The organism is Streptomyces sp. NPDC050759 (genome assembly GCF_044456945.1).
Lineage (GTDB): Bacteria > Actinomycetota > Actinomycetes > Streptomycetales > Streptomycetaceae > Streptomyces.
This window is the reverse complement of sequence record NZ_JBITGI010000002.1, coordinates 85,320-106,401: the sequence shown is the minus strand read 5'-3', so window position 1 is coordinate 106,401 and position 21,082 is coordinate 85,320. Positions and strand designations below refer to the sequence as shown.

The 21,082-nt window shown below is 69.1% G+C and carries 20 protein-coding genes and 4 pseudogenes; 10 read left to right on the top strand and 14 right to left on the bottom strand.

The window, feature by feature from the left end:
- Nucleotides 1-131: 131 nt before the first annotated feature.
- Nucleotides 132-794, bottom strand: a complete 663-nt coding sequence (locus ACIBJB_RS06270; RefSeq protein WP_398927052.1) for a TetR/AcrR family transcriptional regulator — start codon at nucleotides 792-794, stop codon at nucleotides 132-134.
- 200 nt (nucleotides 795-994) lie between these two features.
- Between ACIBJB_RS06270 and ACIBJB_RS06265 the strand changes: the two genes are divergently transcribed.
- Nucleotides 995-2,428, top strand: a complete 1,434-nt coding sequence (locus tag ACIBJB_RS06265) for an MFS transporter (RefSeq protein WP_398927050.1) — start codon at nucleotides 995-997, stop codon at nucleotides 2,426-2,428.
- A gap of 629 nt (nucleotides 2,429-3,057) precedes the next feature.
- Here the strand turns inward: ACIBJB_RS06265 and ACIBJB_RS06260 are convergent.
- The gene (locus ACIBJB_RS06260) at nucleotides 3,058-3,774 is read right to left on the bottom strand and encodes an SDR family NAD(P)-dependent oxidoreductase (RefSeq protein WP_398927048.1); all 717 of its coding nucleotides are present in this window, start codon (nucleotides 3,772-3,774) and stop codon (nucleotides 3,058-3,060) included.
- A gap of 153 nt (nucleotides 3,775-3,927) precedes the next feature.
- Between ACIBJB_RS06260 and ACIBJB_RS06255 the strand changes: the two genes are divergently transcribed.
- Nucleotides 3,928-4,971: an Lrp/AsnC family transcriptional regulator gene (locus ACIBJB_RS06255; protein ID WP_398927046.1), complete on the top strand. Its 1,044-nt coding sequence runs from the start codon at nucleotides 3,928-3,930 to the stop codon at nucleotides 4,969-4,971.
- A gap of 69 nt (nucleotides 4,972-5,040) precedes the next feature.
- Here ACIBJB_RS06255 and ACIBJB_RS06250 read toward each other — a convergent pair whose 3' ends face one another.
- Complete coding sequence (locus tag ACIBJB_RS06250) at nucleotides 5,041-6,423, bottom strand: SMI1/KNR4 family protein (RefSeq protein ID WP_398927044.1); 1,383 nt, start codon at nucleotides 6,421-6,423, stop codon at nucleotides 5,041-5,043.
- Nucleotides 6,424-7,155: 732 nt separating this feature from the next.
- Between ACIBJB_RS06250 and ACIBJB_RS06245 the strand changes: the two genes are divergently transcribed.
- Nucleotides 7,156-7,587 carry a hypothetical protein gene (locus ACIBJB_RS06245; RefSeq protein WP_398927042.1) on the top strand — a complete coding sequence of 144 codons (432 nt, stop codon included), beginning with the start codon at nucleotides 7,156-7,158 and terminating at the stop codon, nucleotides 7,585-7,587.
- A gap of 123 nt (nucleotides 7,588-7,710) precedes the next feature.
- On the opposite strand, the pseudogene tpg reads toward ACIBJB_RS06245, so the two are convergent.
- Nucleotides 7,711-8,273, bottom strand: a pseudogene (gene tpg / locus ACIBJB_RS06240) (telomere-protecting terminal protein Tpg); the annotation flags it as partial.
- Here tpg and ACIBJB_RS06235 point away from each other — a divergent pair.
- The 5 genes and pseudogenes from ACIBJB_RS06235 to ACIBJB_RS06215 all read left to right on the top strand — a co-directional run.
- Nucleotides 8,274-8,389: pseudogene (locus ACIBJB_RS06235) on the top strand (DUF4235 domain-containing protein); the annotation flags it as partial. It abuts the pseudogene before it with no gap.
- Nucleotides 8,390-9,090: 701 nt separating this feature from the next.
- Nucleotides 9,091-10,134: a methyltransferase gene (locus ACIBJB_RS06230; protein WP_398927040.1), complete on the top strand. Its 1,044-nt coding sequence runs from the start codon at nucleotides 9,091-9,093 to the stop codon at nucleotides 10,132-10,134.
- 49 nt (nucleotides 10,135-10,183) lie between these two features.
- Nucleotides 10,184-10,435: pseudogene (locus tag ACIBJB_RS06225) on the top strand (ATP-binding protein); the annotation flags it as partial.
- A complete protein-coding gene (locus tag ACIBJB_RS06220) occupies nucleotides 10,409-10,609 on the top strand; it encodes a hypothetical protein (RefSeq protein WP_398928391.1) in 201 nt (66 codons plus the stop codon). The pseudogene ACIBJB_RS06225 and the gene ACIBJB_RS06220, both read left to right, overlap by 27 nt.
- Before the next feature lie 636 nt (nucleotides 10,610-11,245).
- Nucleotides 11,246-11,932, top strand: coding sequence for a DUF402 domain-containing protein (locus tag ACIBJB_RS06215; protein ID WP_398927038.1), 687 nt, complete (start codon nucleotides 11,246-11,248; stop codon nucleotides 11,930-11,932).
- A gap of 836 nt (nucleotides 11,933-12,768) precedes the next feature.
- On the opposite strand, the gene ACIBJB_RS06210 is transcribed toward ACIBJB_RS06215, so the two are convergent.
- The 5 genes from ACIBJB_RS06210 to ACIBJB_RS06190 form a co-directional block, all read right to left on the bottom strand.
- A complete protein-coding gene (locus tag ACIBJB_RS06210; RefSeq protein WP_398927036.1) occupies nucleotides 12,769-13,248 on the bottom strand; it encodes a hypothetical protein in 480 nt (159 codons plus the stop codon).
- Nucleotides 13,249-13,379: 131 nt separating this feature from the next.
- Nucleotides 13,380-13,586 (bottom strand): DUF6207 family protein, encoded by a 207-nt coding sequence (locus ACIBJB_RS06205; RefSeq protein WP_398927034.1) that lies wholly within the window; start codon nucleotides 13,584-13,586, stop codon nucleotides 13,380-13,382.
- Between the two features lie 282 nt (nucleotides 13,587-13,868).
- The gene (locus tag ACIBJB_RS06200; protein WP_398927032.1) at nucleotides 13,869-14,075 is read right to left on the bottom strand and encodes a three-helix bundle dimerization domain-containing protein; all 207 of its coding nucleotides are present in this window, start codon (nucleotides 14,073-14,075) and stop codon (nucleotides 13,869-13,871) included.
- 25 nt (nucleotides 14,076-14,100) lie between these two features.
- The gene (locus ACIBJB_RS06195) at nucleotides 14,101-14,496 is read right to left on the bottom strand and encodes a luciferase family protein (protein WP_398927030.1); all 396 of its coding nucleotides are present in this window, start codon (nucleotides 14,494-14,496) and stop codon (nucleotides 14,101-14,103) included.
- 166 nt (nucleotides 14,497-14,662) lie between these two features.
- Nucleotides 14,663-15,058, bottom strand: coding sequence for a DUF2267 domain-containing protein (locus tag ACIBJB_RS06190; RefSeq protein WP_398927028.1), 396 nt, complete (start codon nucleotides 15,056-15,058; stop codon nucleotides 14,663-14,665).
- A 293-nt stretch (nucleotides 15,059-15,351) separates the two neighbouring features.
- Between ACIBJB_RS06190 and ACIBJB_RS06185 the strand changes: the two genes are divergently transcribed.
- The gene (locus ACIBJB_RS06185) at nucleotides 15,352-15,615 is read left to right on the top strand and encodes a hypothetical protein (protein ID WP_398927026.1); all 264 of its coding nucleotides are present in this window, start codon (nucleotides 15,352-15,354) and stop codon (nucleotides 15,613-15,615) included.
- A gap of 127 nt (nucleotides 15,616-15,742) precedes the next feature.
- On the opposite strand, the gene ACIBJB_RS06180 is transcribed toward ACIBJB_RS06185, so the two are convergent.
- The 5 genes from ACIBJB_RS06180 to ACIBJB_RS06160 form a co-directional block, all read right to left on the bottom strand.
- Complete coding sequence (locus ACIBJB_RS06180) at nucleotides 15,743-16,981, bottom strand: pentapeptide repeat-containing protein (protein WP_398927024.1); 1,239 nt, start codon at nucleotides 16,979-16,981, stop codon at nucleotides 15,743-15,745.
- A 599-nt stretch (nucleotides 16,982-17,580) separates the two neighbouring features.
- Nucleotides 17,581-17,793 (bottom strand): hypothetical protein, encoded by a 213-nt coding sequence (locus ACIBJB_RS06175; protein ID WP_398927022.1) that lies wholly within the window; start codon nucleotides 17,791-17,793, stop codon nucleotides 17,581-17,583.
- A 149-nt stretch (nucleotides 17,794-17,942) separates the two neighbouring features.
- Nucleotides 17,943-18,119: a hypothetical protein gene (locus ACIBJB_RS06170; RefSeq protein WP_398927020.1), complete on the bottom strand. Its 177-nt coding sequence runs from the start codon at nucleotides 18,117-18,119 to the stop codon at nucleotides 17,943-17,945.
- Between the two features lie 97 nt (nucleotides 18,120-18,216).
- Nucleotides 18,217-18,966, bottom strand: coding sequence for a class I SAM-dependent methyltransferase (locus ACIBJB_RS06165; protein ID WP_398927018.1), 750 nt, complete (start codon nucleotides 18,964-18,966; stop codon nucleotides 18,217-18,219).
- 49 nt (nucleotides 18,967-19,015) lie between these two features.
- Nucleotides 19,016-19,858: a helix-turn-helix domain-containing protein gene (locus tag ACIBJB_RS06160; protein ID WP_398927016.1), complete on the bottom strand. Its 843-nt coding sequence runs from the start codon at nucleotides 19,856-19,858 to the stop codon at nucleotides 19,016-19,018.
- Between the two features lie 76 nt (nucleotides 19,859-19,934).
- Here ACIBJB_RS06160 and ACIBJB_RS06155 point away from each other — a divergent pair.
- Nucleotides 19,935-20,865, top strand: a pseudogene (locus ACIBJB_RS06155) (IS5 family transposase).
- Nucleotides 20,866-21,082 lie beyond the last annotated feature (217 nt).

Sequence of the window (21,082 nt, the reverse complement as noted above, 5' to 3'; positions counted from 1 at the left end):
ACGCCCGCCGGCCCCGCCCCAAGACCGGGAAGATCGGCCAGAACCCGGAGCTGCACGACTTCATCCAGTCGCACCTGAACCTGCGCTGGAGTCCGGTGGGGCGAGGCTCTGAACGCGGCCGGTCCGCTGCCTCACTTCTGGGTGCCTGTCGCCCTTCTCGGACCGTAGTGGCCGAGGAACATGTCCACGCCGCTGACGATGAGGCGGTCCGTGAGGCTCTCGTCCATGTGTGTGCCGTACGTGCTGAAGACCATGTGGGGAAAGACCAGCAGCGCGTAGAGCTGGATGATCGCGACTTCCAGGTCGGGGATGGCCAGCCGGCCCTGGTCCGCGAGCGTGCGCAGGGCGCCGGCGACGGCCGGATGGTGGCCCTCGGGGCCATGGCTGTTCCAGGCGCGGCCGAGTTCTGGGAAGCGGTGCTGTTCGGCGGCGACCAGGTTGCGCAGGGCGATGACGTCCTTGTTGGTTCTGACGGCATGCACCCAGGCGCGGGCGGCGTCGATGAGGGCCGCGCGCAGATCCTGGGCTCCGGCCAGTCCTTCGAGCGCGGCCGAGGAGGCCTGGCCCAGGGGTTCGTCGAGCGCGCTGGTGATGACCGCGGTGAACAGCGCCTCCTTGCTGCCGAAGTGGTTGTAGACGGTCACCTTGGACACGCCCGCCTCGGCGGCGATGGCGTCCATACCAGTGCCGAAGCCCTCCCGCAGGAACAGCTCGCGCGCCGCCCGGACGATGGCCTGCCGTTTCAGCTCCGCCCGGGGGCCGCTGGGGGGCTGCTTGACGTTGTCCACGCTCATGGGGCAATTCTAGCAACCGACTGAACTGAACAGTTGAGTTCATATGTACTGGGCCGTACAGTTCAGTTATGGACGGGTCGGGCTGCCACCACCCGCGCTCAGGCCGTGGGGGCGGACGTCACCGTGCTCGGCGTCGCCGCCGTGCCGCCTTCCCCCGTCCCGGACTTCTCCGCCTCCGCCTCTCGCGACAAGGACGCGTCATGACCCATTCCGCGAACGCCGCACACCAGGCGCCCGAACAGCAACACCCGTCGGCCGACCCGCGCCGCTGGGCGGGGCTGGCCCTCATCTGCGTCGCGCAGTTCATGCTGATCCTCGACGTCACCGTGGTGAACGTCGCGCTGCCCGACATGGCCGCCGACCTCCACCTCGACCGGACGACACTGACCTGGGCGGTCACCGCCTACACCCTGTGCTTCGGCGGGCTGATGCTGCTCGGCGGCCGCCTCGCCGACGCCCTCGGCGCCCGCCGCACTCTCCTCGCCGGACTCGCCCTCTTCACCGCTGCCTCGCTGGTCACCGGGCTCGCCGGCGGCGCGGCCATGCTCCTGGGCGGGCGGATCGCCCAGGGCGTCGGAGCCGCCCTCCTCTCCCCAGCGGCGCTCTCGATCGTCACCACCGCCTTCCACGGCCCCGAGCGCAACAAGGCGCTGGGCGTGTGGGCGGCGATCGGCGGCTCGGGCGCGGCCGCCGGCGTCCTGATCGGCGGTGCGCTGACCGACGGGCCCGGCTGGCAGTGGGTCTTCTTCATCAACGTCCCGATCGGCCTCGCCGTTCTCGCCGCCCTGCCCGCGCTCGTCCCCGCCTGCGCTCCGCAGCCGGCCCGGCTCGACCTGCCCGGCGCACTGCTGGTCACCGCGGGCACCGGCCTGCTCATCTACGGCCTGGTGGAGGCGGGCGACTCCGGCTGGTCCGACGCGGCCACTCTGCTGCCGCTGGCCGCCGCGGTGGCACTGTACGCAGGGTTCGCCGCGGTCGAACGGGCCAGTCGGGCCCCGCTGATGGACCTGCGGATGTTCACCCGGCGGCCGGTGCTCGCCGGCGCGTTCCTGATGCTGATCGCCACCGCGCTGCTGGTCGCCTACTTCTTCCTCGGCTCGGTCTACCTCCAGCACGTCCGCGGCTTCAGCCCGCTGAAGACCGGCCTGCTGTTCCTGCCGGTGGCCCTGGCCACTGGCCTCGGCGCCCACCTTGCCTCCCGGCTCGTCGGCCGGATCGGCAGCCGCGCCGTCGCCGCGGCCGGCATGACGATCGCCGCCGCCGGATCCCTGCCTCTGACACGGCTGTCCGCCGACGGCAGTGTGTATGCAGGTCTGCTGCCCGGCTTCGTCTTGGCCTCCTTCGGCCTCGGCACGGTCTTCGTCACCGCCACCACCACCGCGCTGGGCATGATCGAACACCACGAGGCGGGCCTCGCCTCCGGCGTCGTCAACACCTTCCACGAAGTCGGCGGCTCGATCGGCGTGGCGGTCGTCTCCACGGTCGCCGCCTCAGGCATCGAGTCCGGCTCCATCGGCGGATTCACGGACGCTTTCACCGTCTGCGCTCTCGCGGCGGCGGTGGCTGCTGCGCTGGCCCTGGGGCTCGTACCACCCGGCAAGCCGCAGATGACCGGGGGCCCGCACGTGCACTGACACGTCTACGAAGGCGGCCGGCACGGGCTTCTCACCTCCCGCTTCCCGCAACTGCCCACCACCGCAGGCCCGGACCAGGCAGAGAGATGCAGCGGCCGGACGTCACACGGCCCGACGCCGCAGCACGGCCCAACTGCCCCAGCCCGCGTGAGCCTCGACGGCCTGCCACTGCCCGGGGAGCGCAGGCGCAGCCAAGCGAAGTAGCCCATGAGCCACCGCAGGCAGATGCGGACCTGCGCACTCAGGCGGTAAGGGCCGCAAGGTGCCACACGCCCTCCGTCTACCGCCCCCCGGTCGGCGCTCTCGCCGACCGGGGGCCGGAGCCGAGTCCGAAGGCCGAACGCGCGCTCAATGGATGTGGGGCCGCGCCTCCGTCGCTGGCTCCCGCACCAGTTGCCAGCCGCACCCGCCCGGCTCCCCGGCATCCAGCGGCAGCGGCCGGGCCGAACTGGCCTCCTGCACCTCCACCGTCACCAGACCACCTCCTCGAGGCATGCCTCGACTGGAACGGGCTTCTCAGCCACTGCGTGTACGTGTCATCAAGTTGCGGATCCGTTCGCACCCCCTGCCAGATTGGCTCCCCGTCGAAGTGGCCTCGTCTTTCGTTGGCATGGCTTGAAGGCGCGCATTCACCAGGGCACGGTCTGACCTGATCGGTCCAGATATGCCAGACCGGGTACGCCCAGCTTGGACAGCAGGACGTCCACGAGCAGGGGGACGCTTTCCTCGACGGTGAACGGTGCGTCCGGCCCACCCAGGGCGGTGCGAATCCAGCCTGGTGCCAGGAGGGCGAAGGCGCGCTGCGTCTCGGACTGCCGGGTCGCGAAGCTGCGCATGAACATGTTCAGGGCCGCTTTGCTTCCGCGGTAGACCTCGCGGCCAGCGGTCGTGTTGTTCGTGATGCTGCCCTGCCCGGAGGACATCGCGCCGATCAGTCCGGTGGGGGATACGAGGTCTTCGAGCGCTTCGATCACGCGCATGGGACTGAGGGCGTTGGTGATCATCACGTGGACGAAGTCCGATGCCGGAACCGCCCCGATCGGGGTCTGCTCGTTGTTCGTGGTGCCGGCGTTGACAAAGAGCAGGTCGAGTTGGCGGTGGGCGAGGTGTTCATGCAGGGGCGCCAGGTGGTCCGGCTCGTTGATGTCGAGGTGCTCGACACTCACGCGCCCGCCAGACCGGTCCGCGAGATCATGCAGAGGCGTTCCGGTGGTGGTGTCGCGGACCGTACCGATGACACTCCATCCCCGGTCGAGGAGTTCGGCCGCCATCGCGTGGCCGAGGCCACGCGAGGCCCCGACGATGAGTGCTGTCGGCCTGTCTTGATCTGCGCCAGTTGATGGCATACAGGTCATCTCCGTTCTTACGCGGCGAGCTCACTTCGTGCAGCGGGATGCCGTCTCAGCGGGCTGCTGCGGCTGTCCCGCAGCGCTTCGCGAGTCTGCTCGCCGCGCTGTTATCGGAGCGAATAAAGGGGCTTCTTTCATAGGATTCTCTTCATGGAAGGTATGCGAATGTGTGAATCCGGCGTCGTGCAGCCCGATGATGTGCGAATCATTCGAGCGCTCCAGGTCGCTCCGCGGGCTTCGTTCGCCTCGATCGCCAACGCGCTCGGCCTCACGGAAGGTTCCGTCAAGCGCCGCTACCGGCGCCTGTGCGCCGACGGCGTCATCCGCGTTGCAGGCATGGTGAATCCGGGCGCGCTGGGGCAGAGCAGGTGGCTGGTGCGACTGCGCTGCCGCCCCGGCAGCGTCTCGGCGATCGCCGACGCACTTGCCAAGCGTGACGATGTCAACTGGGTCGCCTTGAGCGCGGCCGGCTGCGAAATCACCTGCGCGACTCAGTCACGGACCCGTGAGCAGCGCGAAGACCTGCTCGGAAAGCGGCTTCCGCGTACCGCGGCCGTACTCGACGTCAACGCCTTCGCGATGCTCCGTCAGTTCCTGGGAGGCCGCGGCCACTACTGGGCCGCGCTGCACGGCGTCCTGTCTCCGGAGCAGGAAGCCATGCTGGGCAGTGAAGGTCCGCCTTTCGCTGAAGCCCCGGTCGTCGCCCGCGATCCCGTGCGCCTCACCGCAGAGGACGGGAAAATCCTCGGCTCTCTCGCCGCAGACGGTCGCGCCAGTCTCGTCGACCTCGCCGCGGCGGCGGACTCGACTCCAGGTCGTGTATCACGTCGCCTTCACGCTCTGCTGGAGCGTCGCGCCGTGCACCTCGACGTCGAGATCGCCGCAGCCGCACTGGGCTATCACACGCGGGCGAACCTTTGGCTGCGCGTACATCCGTCGGCCGTTAAGAACATCGGACGCACACTTGCGCAGCAACCCGAGATTGCCTTTGCTGCGGCCGTGTCCGGCACCTACAACATCCACGCCGTCGCGCACTGCCGCGACCTTGACGAACTGTTCGAGTTCACCACCGACCGCATCGGGTCCCTGACCGGCCTGCAGAGCATGGAAGTCTCACCTGTGCTGCGACACGTCAAGCAGGCAGGCACGCTCCTGTATGGCGATCGCCTCGTCGAGGCACAACGTCGAGCCTGAACAACCGTGACGGAGTGCTTCAGTTGGCAAAACTCGCCAGTGAAGCGTTCAGCACTGCTGCCACGGTCACTACGGCAGGGGCCCAAGGTCGCCGTGGACAATGGTCTCGGGGATCGGGGGGCGGTCCCAGAGAGCGAGGATCTCGTTCGCCATGGCGACGATCGCGCGCGTGTCCCGGTCGCCATACGCCTTGATAGCGGCGGCCGCCAGGCCGCGCGGGACAGCACCGGCGTCGAGCAGGACTCGCCAGTCCTCCGGCGTGAGTTCGAGGAACTCCAGCCCTGTCAGCCCGGCGATCTCCAGTGGATCGGCAAGCGTTCCGGCGTAGCAGGAGAGGGTACGCAGGCGTGGCAGCCCGATAACGGGTGCCAGGCTGAACGGTTCGCCGTCCCAGACGCCGAGGCTCAGTGCTTCCAGTTCGGGGTGGGCCGCGGCCTCAATGCTCCTGATACTCTGGTAGTTGACCCACGCCACGCAGGGAAGTTCGGCCCGGCGGTGCCCGGAGTACCAGTCCCGTTCCGGATCCTGGACCAGGGCGGTGAGGGACTCGGCGAACAGTTGGGCTCCGACGCTCTGCTCGTGGTCGAGCACGATGATCTGTCCGGTGTGGCCGCACGGGCCCGGCGTCAGGTCGACGGCGACCCGATCCCCGCCGCCGGTGTCGCCGATGACGATCCATCCGGGCGAGCCGACCAGGTCCTGCACGGCGGCGTCCGGCCCGGTGACAGCTGCCTCCATCGCCGCGTGTTCCCAACGGAACGGACGCCACGATCTGTCGGCGATGGAAACGTCGTCCAGGGAGCCCAGCTCGAAGCCAACTGCGTCGAAGACGCGCTGCGCCGCCTCGTTGTCGTCACCCCAGTCCGCCCACCGCGCGCGCGTCACCCGGTAGAGCACCTTGATCTCCCCGGGCAGCGCCACTCCCAGACGGGCCTCCGCCGCGACGATCTCCGCCTCGGTGGCGCCGATCGCCTCGGGTATCCGCTCGCGCAGCGTCCGTTCCAGCCATGCCAGATCCACGGACGGAGCCGGCCGCGCCCCGGGCACGGCCTCGGGCAGGCGGCGCCACGGCTCGGGCACCGCCCCCTCGACCAGGAGCAGCGCCCCCGGGTGAGCGTTGCCGAGGCCGGGATCCGCAGCAGGGCTGGGATCAAACAGATGAAGCACAGTCTTCCCGCTCGGCTCGATCTCCACGGTGAACGCGATGTGGGCAACTTCCGCCGCGGTGAGCGCGTTCCGCACCCGTTCGATCGCGTCGAACTCCTCCTGCATGTCCGACACCAGCAGGGCACGCCCGGGCTGCGGGCGTCGCTGCTGTACGGGCACGCTCCACGAGCCCCGACCGATACTCCCCGACACGTTGCCGCCCGGCGCCGCGAGGGCCTCCGTGTGGGCTGTCCGCAGGAGCCCCAGCAGAGGCTCCCAGGTGGTGAAATCATGCAGCGAGGACAACAGCAGCCTCCAGCCGGCTCGGTGATCATGACGGTGGTGATTATGTCGTCCGCCGCCGACAATCCCGTCAGCCGTCCGGTGTTGTCCAACAGCGAGAGACATAGCCGGCAGTTGAATCTGTCCTCCTGTCGGCGCGGCGCTCCTGGCGAGGCAAGAAACGTGCCGGAGCCCCATCGGAGCCAGGCCGTCCTCGATACCGAACTCTCACACCGCCGGCCTCTGCGCCGGCCCCACAGAAGTCGAGGACGCCAACCGCCTTGCGGCAAAGATCGACACTGAACGCTCAGCTCGCCAAGTGTCACGCTCACTCGCCAACTGAAGCGCTCAGTCACCCAATGAGAGGACGCACGATAGGTGTCACCAGCGACGAACGCCGACCTGCGGCGCCGCGTCGGCGAAGCACGGTATTTGTTCCGGCATCGGCACGCTACTCGTCACCGGCGATGGAATCGGCAGGGTTACTGTCACCGGCACACCACGCCGGCAGAGGGCCGAGTTGGCCAACGACTCCCGGGCGGCTCCCAAAGGGCTCGCCGCGGCGACGGCGGCGCGGAACTCCTGGGTAAAGGGCACAGTCGCAAACACCGGTCACCGTCTGACGTGCCCCTCCGGGGAATGAGGGCGACCGTGCCGCGCTGATTCGCAGTGAGACTCCACAACCGCGGCGCGCTGCCGTACGTCCTACTCTTGAGCTCCAACCGGAGTCGGCCACGGGGGAACGGGACGCGGACCATGCAGAAGGACACGGTCGTCCAACGCATCACACGGTTCTTCTGGATCCCCCGTGGTGCAGGACGGCAGCAACCCACTCCCTATTGGCGGCTGATAGGAGTCTGGCTGTTGGTGCTCGCCTTCGGGGCCACGGTCACCGCGGTGGGTTGGGACGATGAATTCGGCGGCTCCTACATCATGGCTGTGATGCTCCTCTGGAATGTCGTCGACGACATCATCGATGGGGTACGGCACCGCTGGCCGGCCGCACTGGCCGCACTGGCCGCACTGGCGGCCCTGTCCGGCGCGAGCCGGCTCACCAGCGCCGTCCTGCCCGGCTCCCTCGAAGCGGCTTGGGCGGCGACCATCGCCTCCGCCGCCGGCGTCACACTCGGGTTCGTGGTGGCCGCCGCGATCACGCGACTCCCGGAGCGCCTGGCGGCGGCCCGTTGAGGGGCACGTTCCCGGGTTCGATGGGGGATGCCCGCTGGCTCGGTGACAACAAGGCTGCCTTTGTGACAACTACCTTGCATCGTCTCACCCAAGCAGGTGCCGGGCCCGCCGGTCGGCGTCGAGTCAGTAGTCGAGGTCGAGGTCGAGGTCGAGGTCGAGGTCGAGGTCGAGGTAGTCGATGTCGTTGAGGGTGACGTCGGAGAGTCCTGTGGCGCGGGTTCCGCTGTCCTGGAAGTAGATCTCTTTGTAGCCTTCGGCGATGATCTGGCGCATCTGTTGGTCGCTGGCGCCGGTGTTGCGGGCGTAGAAGAGGCGTTGTGCGTAGGCCGGGGGGAGGCGCACCGTCAGGCGGCGGAAGCGTCCGACGTCGGTCGTGCCGATGGGCGCGGTGTACCCGAACCGGGCCCTCGTCTCCACCGTGATCCCGGTCGCGGTGGCGGCCTGCTTCTGCCGGCGCTTGCGCACTTGTGGCTGCCATCGCTGCCGTACGGCGGCGTCGATCCGTTCGGCGATGGCCTGGGGCGGGTGCTTGCGTTCGCCCTTGCGGTAGCGTTCCACCGACCGCTGGCTGAGGCCGATCTCCTGCGCGACCGCGCGGGCGCTGCGCTGCCCAACTGCCGGATCAGGTAGCCGATCCGGCCCTTCAGCGTCTTGGGCGGCTCGCGGGTGAAGGCTTCCCGGTCGGCCGTGAGGTGGTATCTGCGGCCGTCCTGCGGGGCGCTATCTTCGCCGGTGTGAAAGCCGCCGTCGACCGCGGTGGCGCCACCGCCACCCGCCGCCTACCGGCACCTGGCCGGGCTGACCGACCGTCGGCGTCCGCCCCAACACAGGCCTGACGCATGTCAACAGCCATCGCTCCACCCGCCGTGCGTCGTCATGCCGGGGGACGGCGCTCGGGCGGGGCGGTGGCCTGGCTGCGTGCCCGGCGGTGGTTCCAGTAGGCCTGCCACCAGGAGAGACGATCGGCTGAGTCCTGGGGAATCGTTCCCTGAACGACAGATTGCACCAGCACGATCAGCAGGCCGCTGAGAGCAACGGCCAGGACGATGTCCCAGGGGGCGCCAGCCAGCGTGGCCGCCAGGCTCCCCACGCTGCTGATACCGGCTCCGGCCAGCGCGGTGCTGCGGGGAGGACTGCCGAGTGGAGTGCGGGAGTGAGTCGCGGGCGCGACGCTGAACGAGCTCACCCCGGCCGGTGTGCAGGCCGCCCGCAACGCTCTGATCGAACTGGTCAAGGGAGTCCTGACACGGGGGTTCGACGACGTCGAGGCACGACTGGCACCCGCGCTGGCCCAGGCGGCGGCCCTGACGTCGGCCGGTGAGCCCGTCCCGGAGGCGGTAGGCAGAAGTGAGCACTGGTTGAGCAGGTGTTGCTCTTGCGACGGTGCCACGCGCTGGAAAGATTTTGCAGGCGCCCACGCAGTGCCCCATGCGGCACCTGTCACAGCACAGCGCTGACGCCTGTGCTCCTGAAGTTCCTGTTGTTTCCTGGAGATGAGACGTGTTGAGCACTATCGAAACGAGCGATGCCGTCGGAGCCGCACCCGCGGCCCCGACCGAGGCGGCGCTGATGACCCAAATGCTGGCAGGCTTCCAGATCTCCCAGGCGCTGTATGTCGTGGCCGAGTTGGACATCGCCACCAGGCTCGCGGAGGGGCCTCGGTCCCCCGGGCGGCTGGCGACGGAGACGGGCGCCGACGAGGACGCTCTACGGCGCCTCTTGCGCACACTCGCACCGCTCGGCCTGTTCCGTCACGTCGGGCACGACACGGTCGAGGTGACATCCTTCGGTGAGCTGCTGTCCGCGTCGCACCCGGCCTCGCTGCGGGACGCGGCGCTGTACTGGATGCAGACGCACTATCAGCCGTTCAGCGGGCTGCTGGGCACTGTGAGGACAGGGAAACCCGCCGCGGAGACGCTTTACGGGAAGCCCTTCTTCGAGTGGCTGGCCGAGGACCCGGAGCGCGCCGCCCTGCTGACCGGCGCCATGGCGAACGTGACGGGCGGCCTGCGGGCAGGGATGTTCGACGGCTATGTCCTGCCCGACGGGAAGCTCGTGGCGGACATCGGCGGTGCCGACGGCACCGTCATGGCCGAACTGCTCGGCCGTGACACGGACCGGCGCGGCATCGTCTTCGACCTGCCGCATGTCGTGTCCGACGCACACGAGTTGCTGCGGGGACACGGCCTCGCGGACCGTGTCGAGGTCTTCGGGGGCGACTTCTTCGACGCGGTGCCGGCCGCGGACGTCTATGTGCTGTCCTACATCCTGCATGACTGGGACGACGCGTCGTCCGGCAAGATACTCGGTTCGATCGCGCGGGCCGCGAGCCCCGGAGCCCGGCTCGTGGTGATCGAAGCCGTTCTGCCGGAGGGGGACGCGCCTCATCTCGCGAAGATGATCGACTTGACGATGCTGGCCATGCTGACGGGTCGTGAACGCACTGCGCAGGAGTACGAAGCGCTACTCGGCGACGCGGGTTTCACGGTCGACCGGATCGTGCCGACGACTTCCCCCTTTTCCGTGATCGAGGCAACTCTGCGTTGAACCCAACTCGCGGGCCGGTGCGGGTGATTATCGCCTTGAGACCTTAACGGTGCATCCACCTCAAGAAGGCCTCGAACCTCTCGACGAGGGCAGCGTGCGGGCGGCTGGGCAGGCCACTGACGTGGCCCGCGGTTTTCTGCTGGTGGTCGCGCCGGATGGCGGCAACGCCGTGGACACGGTGCTGATGGTGGTGTCGGAACTGTGCACCAACGCGGTGCGGCATGCCGACGGGGTGACCCAGTTCGAGCTGACGGCCGGTGCGGGGACGGTCACGGTGACGGTGCACGATGCCAGCCCCCACATCGTCGTGCGGCTGCGGAGGCGTACGGAGGCCCGGAGCCGGAACGACGAGAAGCTGACTGTCGTGATCGTGTTGGTTTTCGGCGTGCTGATCGCCCCTACCGCGTTCGGTCAGACCATCCTCGACGTCGTCGGCCAACTCGCGCAGGACGTCACCCAGTCGGGCAGCCCCTGAGCTCTGTGCCCTCTCCCGCCCCGAAGCTGCGGCGGTGTGGCATCGGCCACTGACGAACCGTCCGGTCAAGGGGTGGTCAAGGGTCAAAGCGGACACCGCGGGCTGGGATGAACAGACCGCGGACAAGGGGTGCTTCCTCACGGTGGTCCCGGCCCGTGCGCAGATCCGCGCGCGGCCGGGACCACCGCCGACCTAGCCCGCAGGCCGGAGAAACCGAGGACACCGTGCCCGCCGATCTCACGCCCGACCCCGCCCACGAGCCGCACGTCACCGACGACCGGGCGCCCGCCGGCGACGTGGACCAGGCCCACCTCTGGCAACACCTCCGGCCGCCCCCTGGCTTGGCTGGGGCTGCGGCTTTCCATAGGCCGCGCGCACAGTACGCATCGCGTCCTCGTACGAATCGGATTCGGTGTCGATCGTGAATCTCAACGCCCACCCCCAAGCTCAGCAGCACTCTGCCCGGAGGCTACCCGGCACGTACTGCCGGAACTGCGTGTTCTGGGGGAGTGGGAAAGCTGGAAGTGGACCTTGGGCAAGCTGCCCCGGACGGCGGATTGTCCACTCCGGCCGGTGCGCGCCGAGGTGTGCAAGGCTGGCCGGACATCCCGACCGTGGCCGGTGGAGGAGGATGTGGTGCGAAGCTTCGTGACGGGTGAGACGGTCGTACGGCGCGACGTGCACCGCTCGGGCCGGGTGTGGAGCGAGCAGGCGCTGCGGGTTCTCGCGGACATCGACGACGCGCTGGTGACCGCCTGTGCGCCCGGGGCGGAGGCCCGCTGGCCCGCCCTGTACGCGAAGGCCCGCGACGACGGGGACCGCTCGATGCGCACGGAGACGTTCGAGGCGATGGCGACCGGCCGGTGGGAGCTCGCGGACGCGGTGTGGCAGGAGACCGACCTGCTGCTGTGGAAGCCTCCGGCAGCCTGGTTCAGCATCAACGCCTTCTTCGTCCCCGACGGCGCCGGGCGGCGACTGCGGAACTGGTACGTCAACTTCGAGCACCCCACCCGCCGTACTGAGACCGGGTTCGACACCTTCGATCTCACCGTGGACCTGCTCATCCACCCCGACCTGACCGGCTGGGAGTGGAAGGACGAAGACGAGTACGCGCACGTGCGCCGCCTCGGCATCGTCTCCGACACCGAGCACCAGGCCGTCGACGACGCCCGCGCCCAGGTGCTGGCGATGCTCGCCGACCGCGCCGGTGTCTTCGCCCACGCGGAGCGGTGGGCGGCCTGGGCGTGGGAGCCGGCTTGGCCTACGCCGCGCCTGCCCCGGCCCACGGGGGCCGCGGAGAGGATTGCACCGGAGGGCAGCTGAACCCGCTTCTCCTACCTGACGATCGTCAGCCCGCTGGGCGCCATGGCCTACGGCCGGCCTTCCGTCAGCTAGTTGGCGGTGTTCTCCGGCCGCGCACGAACGTCTGCGACGGGCCGCCGCCACGATCGGACCAGGTACCCCCTGCTCAGCCGTTCATCGAGGCTCTGACCGAACTGGTCCAGGCGCAGGCCGCCACCACAGGCTTCGTCGGCCTGCACCAATGGGTGGAGATCCTGGAACAGCACTTCCCGCCGGAGCTCCCCGACCCCGACCACACCACCGAGTAGACCGGTCACGGCGCCGACCACGCTGCCGCCGCCCCCATCCATGACTGCTACCACGGCTGGTCAGAGGGTGTTACGACGCTCAGGTGACGTCCAGCGGGGGACGTCCGTGGGGGATAGGTCGGGGCGGGCGCGGTGGAGGTGGGCGGGGTGGCGCCACCGGCCGGCAGCGTCGCGGGCGACGTCTACGCCGACTTCCACCACCAGTTCGGGTTCCACCAGCGTGACGTTCAGTGTCTCGCGGCTGCCCGACCCGGCGGTGAACGACCAAGCCCGTCCACGGATGACCGTGCTGCGCCGAGGCAAGCTGTCCGGCGACCGTCGTGCTGGCCGTCTGGGTGAGGATGGTGGTGCGGCCGGTGTACTGCAGGCGTCCGTCGTCGTACCTGCCGAGCAACAGAGCGCGGGGAGCGGTCAGGGATCCGGTGACCGCGGCGACGATTGCCTCCGTGGTCTCGTGCACCTTGAATTTCTGCCAGCCCCTCACCGACGGGCGGTAGGCGTCGTCCAGCCGCTTGAAGAGCACGCCCTCGATCCCGACCGAGGTCCACGTCAGCCACTCGCGCACGGTGTCCGGGTCGGTGGTCGACGGACACAACACCCACGGCGCGATGCGAGCGCGGGCGGCGAACACGGACTCGAGGGCGGCTCTGCGCCGCGCCGGTAGGGCCATCCGGTCGTGTCCGTCCCGGACAGCCGCAAGACATCGAACGCGACCAAGTGGGCCGGCCACTCCTGTGCCGCCCGGGCCGCCCCGGCTCCGCGCCGGGCAATCCTGTTCTGCAGCCGCTCGAACGCGAGGCGGCCCGCGGCATCCCATACGACCAGCTCGCCGTCGAACGCGGTCGCATCCGGTAGCTGCACGGCCCCGGCCACGATCTCCGGAAACGACGCCGCCATCTCAGTGCCTCGCCTCGAGAGCAGCACCACCCGGCCCGCGTCGACGGACAACAGAGCCCTGAACCCGTCCCACTTGGGCTCTGCCGCCCACCCGGGCAGCAGAGCCGGGTCGGACACAGGGGCGGCGAGCATTGGTCCCGGCAGCGTCCACGTAACAGCCCCATGCCTTCCACCCGGTCTGTCCGTCCGCGACCGAGCGGCGCGTGCGCACCCGACCACCGGCCCGACCACGGCTGGTCAGCGGGACGCGGCCGCCCGCAGCGCTAGCCGGGCTCCTGGCGCCGGTCCAGGAAGAGGCGCAGCCGGACGCCGGGCTCTCCGGGCTTGTGGACTGTGCGGTCGCCCGGTGTAATTGCGTAGCTGGCGGCGAGCAGGTCCTGGACGGCGAAGGCGGTCGCATCGTCGGCGGCCATGACGTCGACGATGGCCAGGCCCGGCTGTTCAACATGCGTGTCATGGATCGGCCTCATACGCGGCATGACGTGCCGGCGCCGGTGAAGGTTCTGGCGATCGCGCGGGCTTCACCCGTCCGGGGACGGGAGTCTCATGTGAACCCAGCCCCGACCACGGTGGAGGACACCCCGACCATGAGGCCGACCCGGCAGACTTTTCGCTGTTCCGCTCTTCCTCCCTCGTCGCGTCTACGAGGCCGACCACGACATGCTGCACAGGCTCGGCCAGTCGCGGCACCGGTCACCCTCATGCTGCCATCGGCGGCCTGCAAGGAGGACTGGTTGGCCGGACGCGGCTCGTCAGTTGGACGATTGGTTCAGCAGCGTCCGTGCCTGGCGCTCGACCAGTACGGGTATGAATTCGCGCACCGGCCGGTCTGCGAAGGATGCGTGCGCTTTGGCTACGGCGGCTTGCACTTCGGCTGGGCTGCGTGTCGCTCTGGACGCGTCCGTCAGGCGCTCTACGATCCCGCGGATGGCCTCGTCTTCGCGTGCCTTGTCAGCCATGGCTCCATCTGCCTGAAGGTGTCTTTCAGCCTCCGCTGAGATGCTCGCGCGAAGGCGCCGCCCTGTCGTGATCATTGCATTCCGCTCCCGGCTCGTCGTCCGGAACCGGCCATGTCTGATGCGCCCGCAGGGCGAGGCTGACCAGCGTCATGAGCAGGTGGACGTCTCCCGTGAGATCGAGGCGCAGCGTCACCCACTGCGAGCCGGGCACCAGCCGGACAGCAGTCGATGCCGTGAGGTGCTCGTGGAACTGCTTGATGGCTCGGGCCGTGAGGTAGACGTCGACGTCGTTGCCGGAGTGGAAGTGGACGATCTCGCCGTGGGGCGAACGAAGGGCCCGGCCCGTGCCGCAGCTCGGATCTGCCTCGGTGAGGTCGGGCCAGGTGGCCAATTGTGTGAGGGCATCTGCGGCCAAGGTCATGTTCCCATCATGACCAGCTCACCTCTACGCCACCAGAAGGTGAGGGATCCGTAACTGATCCGCAGCGGGCGAATGGCTCGATTCACCGGGGCGCACGACGGGTCGATGTCGCTGTTCAACGGCAGCGGGATGCCTGCCGGTGCCATGGCTCACCGCCACGGCGGGGCTACTGGCTCAGTTCCGGTTTGCCGAAGAGGTCCGCGTATCCGGAGGGCAGCTGGCTCAGGATCTGGTTGAGCTCTCCCCCCGAGACGGTGTCGGCCAGCGTCGACAGAACCGCGCCGGCGTCCCACTCCGCTGTCCTGGGGCGGGCGCCGGTCAGCTCCGCGATCCGGCGGCAGAACTCCTGTATGCCGAACGACTCGGCCTGTCCCTCCTGGCGGATTTCCCCGAGGGCGTCGCCCAGAGGGCCGGGCAGCTGTGCGGCGAGGTCCTTGGCTTCCGCGGCCGTGAGACGGGAAGCCAGCACCTTCAGTACCGCCACGGTGACCTGCTCGGCTTCTTGTGCCGTGGCGTACTCGCCGCGGTCCCGGACGCTCGCGATGAACTCGTCGTACCTCATTGGCTTCCTCCTTTGCAGGCCGTGCCCTGTCGGGCGGGTTCCACGCAGAGCGTGAACCTTTCACCTTTCCATCAGCCGATGCCCTCTCTCATCGCCGCCGCCCTGATGTCGCCCGGCCGGCGATGTCGTACTCGTGGCCCGCTGGTAGGGCCGCACCTTGCTCTGAGTGCGTGGCACTCAAGGCGCCGCCCCCGGCTGGCCGCGGAAACCGGCGCCGACCAGCTGAACCCTCATTCCTCCACGTCGCTGCGGCCTGATCGGCCCTCTCCCAGCACGTTGTCGATGTTCCGGCCATGCCGCACGACATCGAGGTGCGCGGCGGCCAAGTCCCGCCGGGTTGCCCCGATGAACGCCTCGCCCATTCCCACTTGCCAGCACAGATCGTTCCTGCGTTCCTCCAGCGCTGCGACGACCTCGGCCGGCCGCCCTGCGGCCGCGTCCTCGCTCCGGAGTTCCTCAAGCGTCTCGAAGTCCCCAGTGAGTTCCCGCCAGATGTTGCCGGAGGAGACAGCGACGGTGGGGTCGACGAGGTTGCCGCTCTGCCCGGTACACCATGAAGCGGGCCTTGACCGTGTCGACGTACGGGGGCAGAGGGTTGGCGTACTGCTGGATGTCGGTGTTGCCGATGGTGGTCGAGGGGTTGGCTGTGCAGCTGGTGGCCCAGGAGGCGGAAGCCGGCGCTGGTCACGACGGTTCGTGCCGGGTGCCCTCCTCTCGCCATCGGGTGGCGGTCTCCCGCCATTGAGACTCCGCCTTGCACTCCTTGATGCGCTCCCGGATCGAGCGCTCGGCCTTGAATTCCTTGGGGATCTTCGTGTCGTCGTAGAGCCGAGCAAGCCGCAGCTGCTCGGTCGTCAGCCCCTGTGCGCCCCTAAGGTCAGCCTCCCTGAGGTCCGCGTCCACCAGGTGCGCCATCCCGAGGTGCGCTCCCCTGAGATCGGCCCTCCTGAACACCGTTCCGGTCAGGTCCACCGCTCCGAGATTCGCCCCTGAGAGCCCCGCATCCGTGAAGTCCGCCTGTCTCAGATGCGCGGTCCTGAGATCGGCCTCCGTGAGGTCTGCACCTCTCAACTGGGCGCCCGTGAGATCCACGCGCCCCAGACGGAGCCCTCTGATATCCACCCCTGTGAGGTCGACCCCTCGCAGGTGCACTCCTCTCAGGTCCACCTCCCTGAGGCCGGCTCCGGTGAGGTGCGCTCCCTGGAAGTCTGCTCCCCTCAGGCGTGCGCCAGTGAGGTCCGAGCCTCTGAGGTCCGCGCCCTTGAGCCGGGCCCCTCTGAGGTCCGCGCCCGTGAGGTCCACGTGTTGGAGGTTCGCGTGCTCCAGGTCGGTGTTGCTCCAGTCGATTCGCCGCAGGTCCGCGATGGGCGTCGCGTCGGGATTCGGGCGACGGCCGACGACCGTCAGGGCGGCCGAGACGTCGACGGCCAGTGCAACGGTCGCATCCATGTCACCCTCCTCATCGGACGGACCGTCCACCCCCAGGTCCCGCTGCCACTGGTCCGAACTCGGGGTGCGGATGAACGCCGCGAGTACCTCGATGATCGTGGCGTGGTCCTTCTCGCTGTCCTTCATGATGCGTTCGAGGCTGTAGATGCCGCCGAGCCGTTCGTGGAGGTTCTCCGAGCCCAGGAGCTTGATGGCTTCCACGTAACGGTCGGTGACCTGTTCTTCCCGGCTGAGCTCGTGGTTCTTGTGGGTGTACCAGAGGCCAAGAGCCGCGATGGCACCGGCGGCGATGGCGATGACGGCGGTGCGCAGCCCGGTGATGATGATGCCCGCGGACGAGGAAAGGTCGCCGTTCTTGTCACGCACGTGGCGGCCTTCGAGTAGCCAGGGCCCCCAGATGAGAGCCGCGAGGAACAGGGCGGCCCCGGCGACACCCGCCACCCATACCCATGACCGCCTGGCCTCCGGCTTCATGGGTGCATCATGTCCGGCCGTCGGTCAGGTGATGCGGGCAACTCTCATGTACGGGCAGGAAATTGAGCCACGCACTAGCATGCCCCTCGACTTCGACGACGGCCAGGCCCGGCTGTTCAACATGCGTGTCATGGATCGGCCCCATACGCGGCATGACGTGCCGGCGCCGGTGAAGGTTCTGGCGATCGCGCGGGCTTCACCCGTCCGGGGACGAGAGTCGGCATGGGAACCTAGCCGCGACCACGGCGGAGGACCCGCCCAAGACGCCGACGACGGTGGAGGACACCCCGACCAGGAGGCCGACCACGGCAGGTCAGCGCGCTGGCGAACCCCGACGTCGGCGGTGGCGGGCAGCTGCTGCTCGGGTGCCTGGTGCCAGTGGTGCTTTTGGGCTGGGATGTAGGGTCTCGCAGCCCATGGCCAGCGGCGGTTCCGTGACCTGGTAGTTGTCGTCGTGTCTCACGGCTTGGCCAGCCGCCCAGTCTCACGATCGTGTCCGAGTCCTCGGGGCGGCTGGCTGCTGGCTAACCACCAACTGACGGAGTGCAGAACGCAAGTGGGGCGCCGGCCGGAGTGGCTGGCGCCCCGCTGCCATGCCGTCAGGCCGGTTCGGGTGTGGGCGTCTCGGTCCGGCTGCCGCTCAAGACGTCCACGATGCGGAAGTCGTCGCGCTCCAGGGCCTCGACGATCGCCACGGCCATGTCCTCAAGGCCGTCCGTGTCGGCAGGTAGGCCGCCGTGCGCCTTCCGGTAGGCGACCATGGTGTCCACGGTCCTGAGCACAACATCGATGTTCTCCGCACTGCTCTGCACAACGCCTCCTGTTCGTCGCCGCCGCCGTTGACCGAGCGGAGCCGCCGGTGAGCCATGAACGCCTCCCCGGGTTCCGGCTAGGAGTTGTCCGGTCGATCATGTACTGGTCCGCGGTTCAGCGTCAGCGTCCCGTCCGCGGCCGGGGCCCGTCACACCAGGGCGGGTCCCGGCGCGTGGGTGGGCTGCTCCTCCTCCGTTGGCGGCTCGACCGTCAAGTGCGGCAGACGGCGGTCCAGCCAGGCGGGCAACCACCAGTTGGCGCGTCCGCACAGGTGCATGACCGCCGGGACGACCACCGTCCGCAGCACGAAGGCGTCCAGCGCCACGGCGGCCGCCAGCCCGACGGGGGGGCCGTCACGACTGTGAACAGCGCGACGGACGCGAGCGAGGACAGGAGCAGCAGCCAATGCTGCGGTCGCGCGGTCAGCACGGCTCCTCACCCGTCGGGGCCGACTCTTTCACGACACGGAACAGCGTGACGGCGAACCACGGCCCGCCGTACCAGTACCCGGGCCCGAGCGGGCGCAGCGTGCCCTGTCCGAGGTGCGCTGTGTAGTCCTTGAGCGCCCACCACAAGTCCGCGACGACCAGCTGCCCGCCGGGGCGCAGCACCCGCATCGCCTCGTCCACGGCACTGCGGCGCGCCTCGCGCGAGGGGATGTTGTGGATGGCCATCGCGCTCGTCACTACGTCGAAGGACGCGTCCTCGAACGGCAGCTCGGTCATGTCGGCCGTGTGCACCTCGACCCGGCCAGCCACCCCGGCCGCCGCGCCGTTGGCCAGGGTGGCCTCGGGGTTGTTGCCGCTCTGGTCGCCGGTCCACAGGTCGACGCCGTGGGCACGTCCCTTCGGCAGCCGCGTCGCTGCCTCGATCAGCACCATGCCGCGACCGCAGCCGAGGTCGAGCAGCTGCTCGCCGCCCTTCAGGCCGATCCGGTCCAGCTCCCGCTCCCAGAAGCGGAGTTTGCCGCGCAGCGTGGTGTGCAGGTACACCCCGGTGGACGCGAGCACCGCCGCGCCGACGGCGGCCGTGGTGGCTCGTCCACGTCGACTCGGCCGCCACCGGGTGGCGGCGAGGCAGCAGGCGACGCCAACGGCGCCGGTCAGGGCGGGGAACGCCGGAGCGTCGACACCGTAGCGGGGGCGGGGGAGAAGATCGTGTGGGTTCGACATACGCGCAGCATCACCAGTGCGGCGGCCGGTGTCTTGAAGAAATGTTCCGTCAGTCGCTCCAGGCCACGTCGTCGACCTCCAGCCAGGGGTCACCCACCACGGTCACCGGGGTCGCCCCGGTCCGCGCCACGATGTCGCGGTGCAGGTGGGACTGGTCGGCGTAGCCGCTCTCCGCCGCGACCAGAGTGGCGGGTTCACCGGCGGTCAGACGGTGCACGGCGTGGTCGAACCGGACCAGATCAGCGGCGCGCTTGGGCGGCAGACCGATCTGCGCCTGGAACCGGGCCCACAGGCGCTTCCGGCTCCAGCCGACCTCAGTCGCCAGGCCCTCGACCTTCACCACACCCTGACTCGCGACGATCCGCCGCCACGCCCACCCCACCTCGGCGTCCACAGCCGGCCCCTCGGCGATCCGCCGGGCCAGCAGCGCGTCCGTCAGCGCGAAGCGCTGCTCCCAGGTGGAGGCGTTGTCCAGCCACTCCCGGATCCGCGAGGCCTCCCGACCCCACAGCTCCTCCAGCCCGAACACGGCCCCGTCCAACTCGGCGGGCGAAACCCCCAGCGCCGCACGCGCGACCAGCGGTGACAGCCTCACCTGCACACCCTCGTAACTCCCACCCCGCACCCGCACCGCGCCGGACGCCCCGGCCCCGAGCCCGGCAACGATACTTCCCCGCAACTGCCACCCACCGTCCTGTTCCACGAACGGCATCCCCGCACCGAACTCCAGCGCCAGACTCACCGCGGGCTGCGGAATCACCCTCAGATCGATCGGCACCACCCCCCGGTCCCGAAAGCCGGCCATCTGGACCCCAGGCACCTGCAGCGGCCGCTCCGGAAGAGCGACCTCCCACATGTCCGTACCGTCACGTTCCCCCGCGCCGGATCGCATACGTCCATGCTAGGTGCGGCTAGGAGTTGTCCGGTCGATTATGTGACTGTTCCCTGCCTGGGTCGTTGATTTGCACATGGGGCGGGGTGATCTCACGGATGCCGAGTGGGAACGGTTGCGGCCGTTCCTGCCGGTAAGCAACGGTCGTTGCGGCAGGTGGCGGGATCACCGGCAGGTGATCGACGGGATTCTGCACCGGGTGCGGACCGGCGTGCAGTGGCGTGACCTGCCCGAACGGGTCGGGCCGTGGAAGACGGTCTATGAACGGCACCGGCTGTGGTCGGCCGATGGAACCTGGGAGAGCCTGCTCCAGCAGGTCCAGGCCGAGGCCGACGCGTCCGGGGAGATCGACTGGGACGTCTCGGTCGACTCCACGATCGTTCGGGCGCATCAACACGCCGCCGGTGCTCGCACCGACCCGCCGCCGACTCCCGGCGCAAAAGGGGACGTGCGGACAGAACACCAGGACGAGACGCCGCGGCAGAGCCTCGTCGCCCGCCTGGTGGAGGTGGTGCAAGAGGTGAGGGCCTGGGCCGCTCGCGCGGCGGGTTCACCACCAAGCTGCACCTGAGTGCGGACGGCCGCTGCCGCCCACTGTCCCTATCGTCACCCCAGGGCAACAAGCGGACTGCACTCAGTTCAAGGTCGTTCTGGAGAAGATCCGAGTGCCGCGGATCGGGCCGGGCAGGCCACGCAAGAAGCCCGACAGCCTCGCGGCCGACAAGGCATACAGCAACGGGCCCTGCCGCGAGTACCTGCGACGACGCGGTATCCGGCACAGCATCCCGGAGAAGACCGACAGTCAAGCCGCCCGCCTGCGCAAAGGCTCACGCGGCGGACGGCCACCCGGCTTCGACGAGGAACGGTACAAGAAACGCAACACTGTCGAACGGTCCATCAACCGGCTCAAGAACGCTCGAGCCGTCGCCACTCGATACGACAAGCGCGGCTACGTCTACCTCGGAACAGCAACCGCGGCAGCACTCGTCATCTGGCTCCGAACATGATCGACCGGACAACTCCTAGTCCTCGGCGCAGATTCCGTAGCGGGGCGGTATCAGACCCTGCTCACTCATATGAGTGAAGGGCCTGACCTGCCAATCTCAAACTCGTGTCAGATCTGCTGTCGCTTGGCCATCGACCGTGAGATTTGGCGAAATCTGAGACCCTACATGATCTGTAGGTTCTCGATTCCGATGCCCCTGGCACAGCGTTGACCAGCTC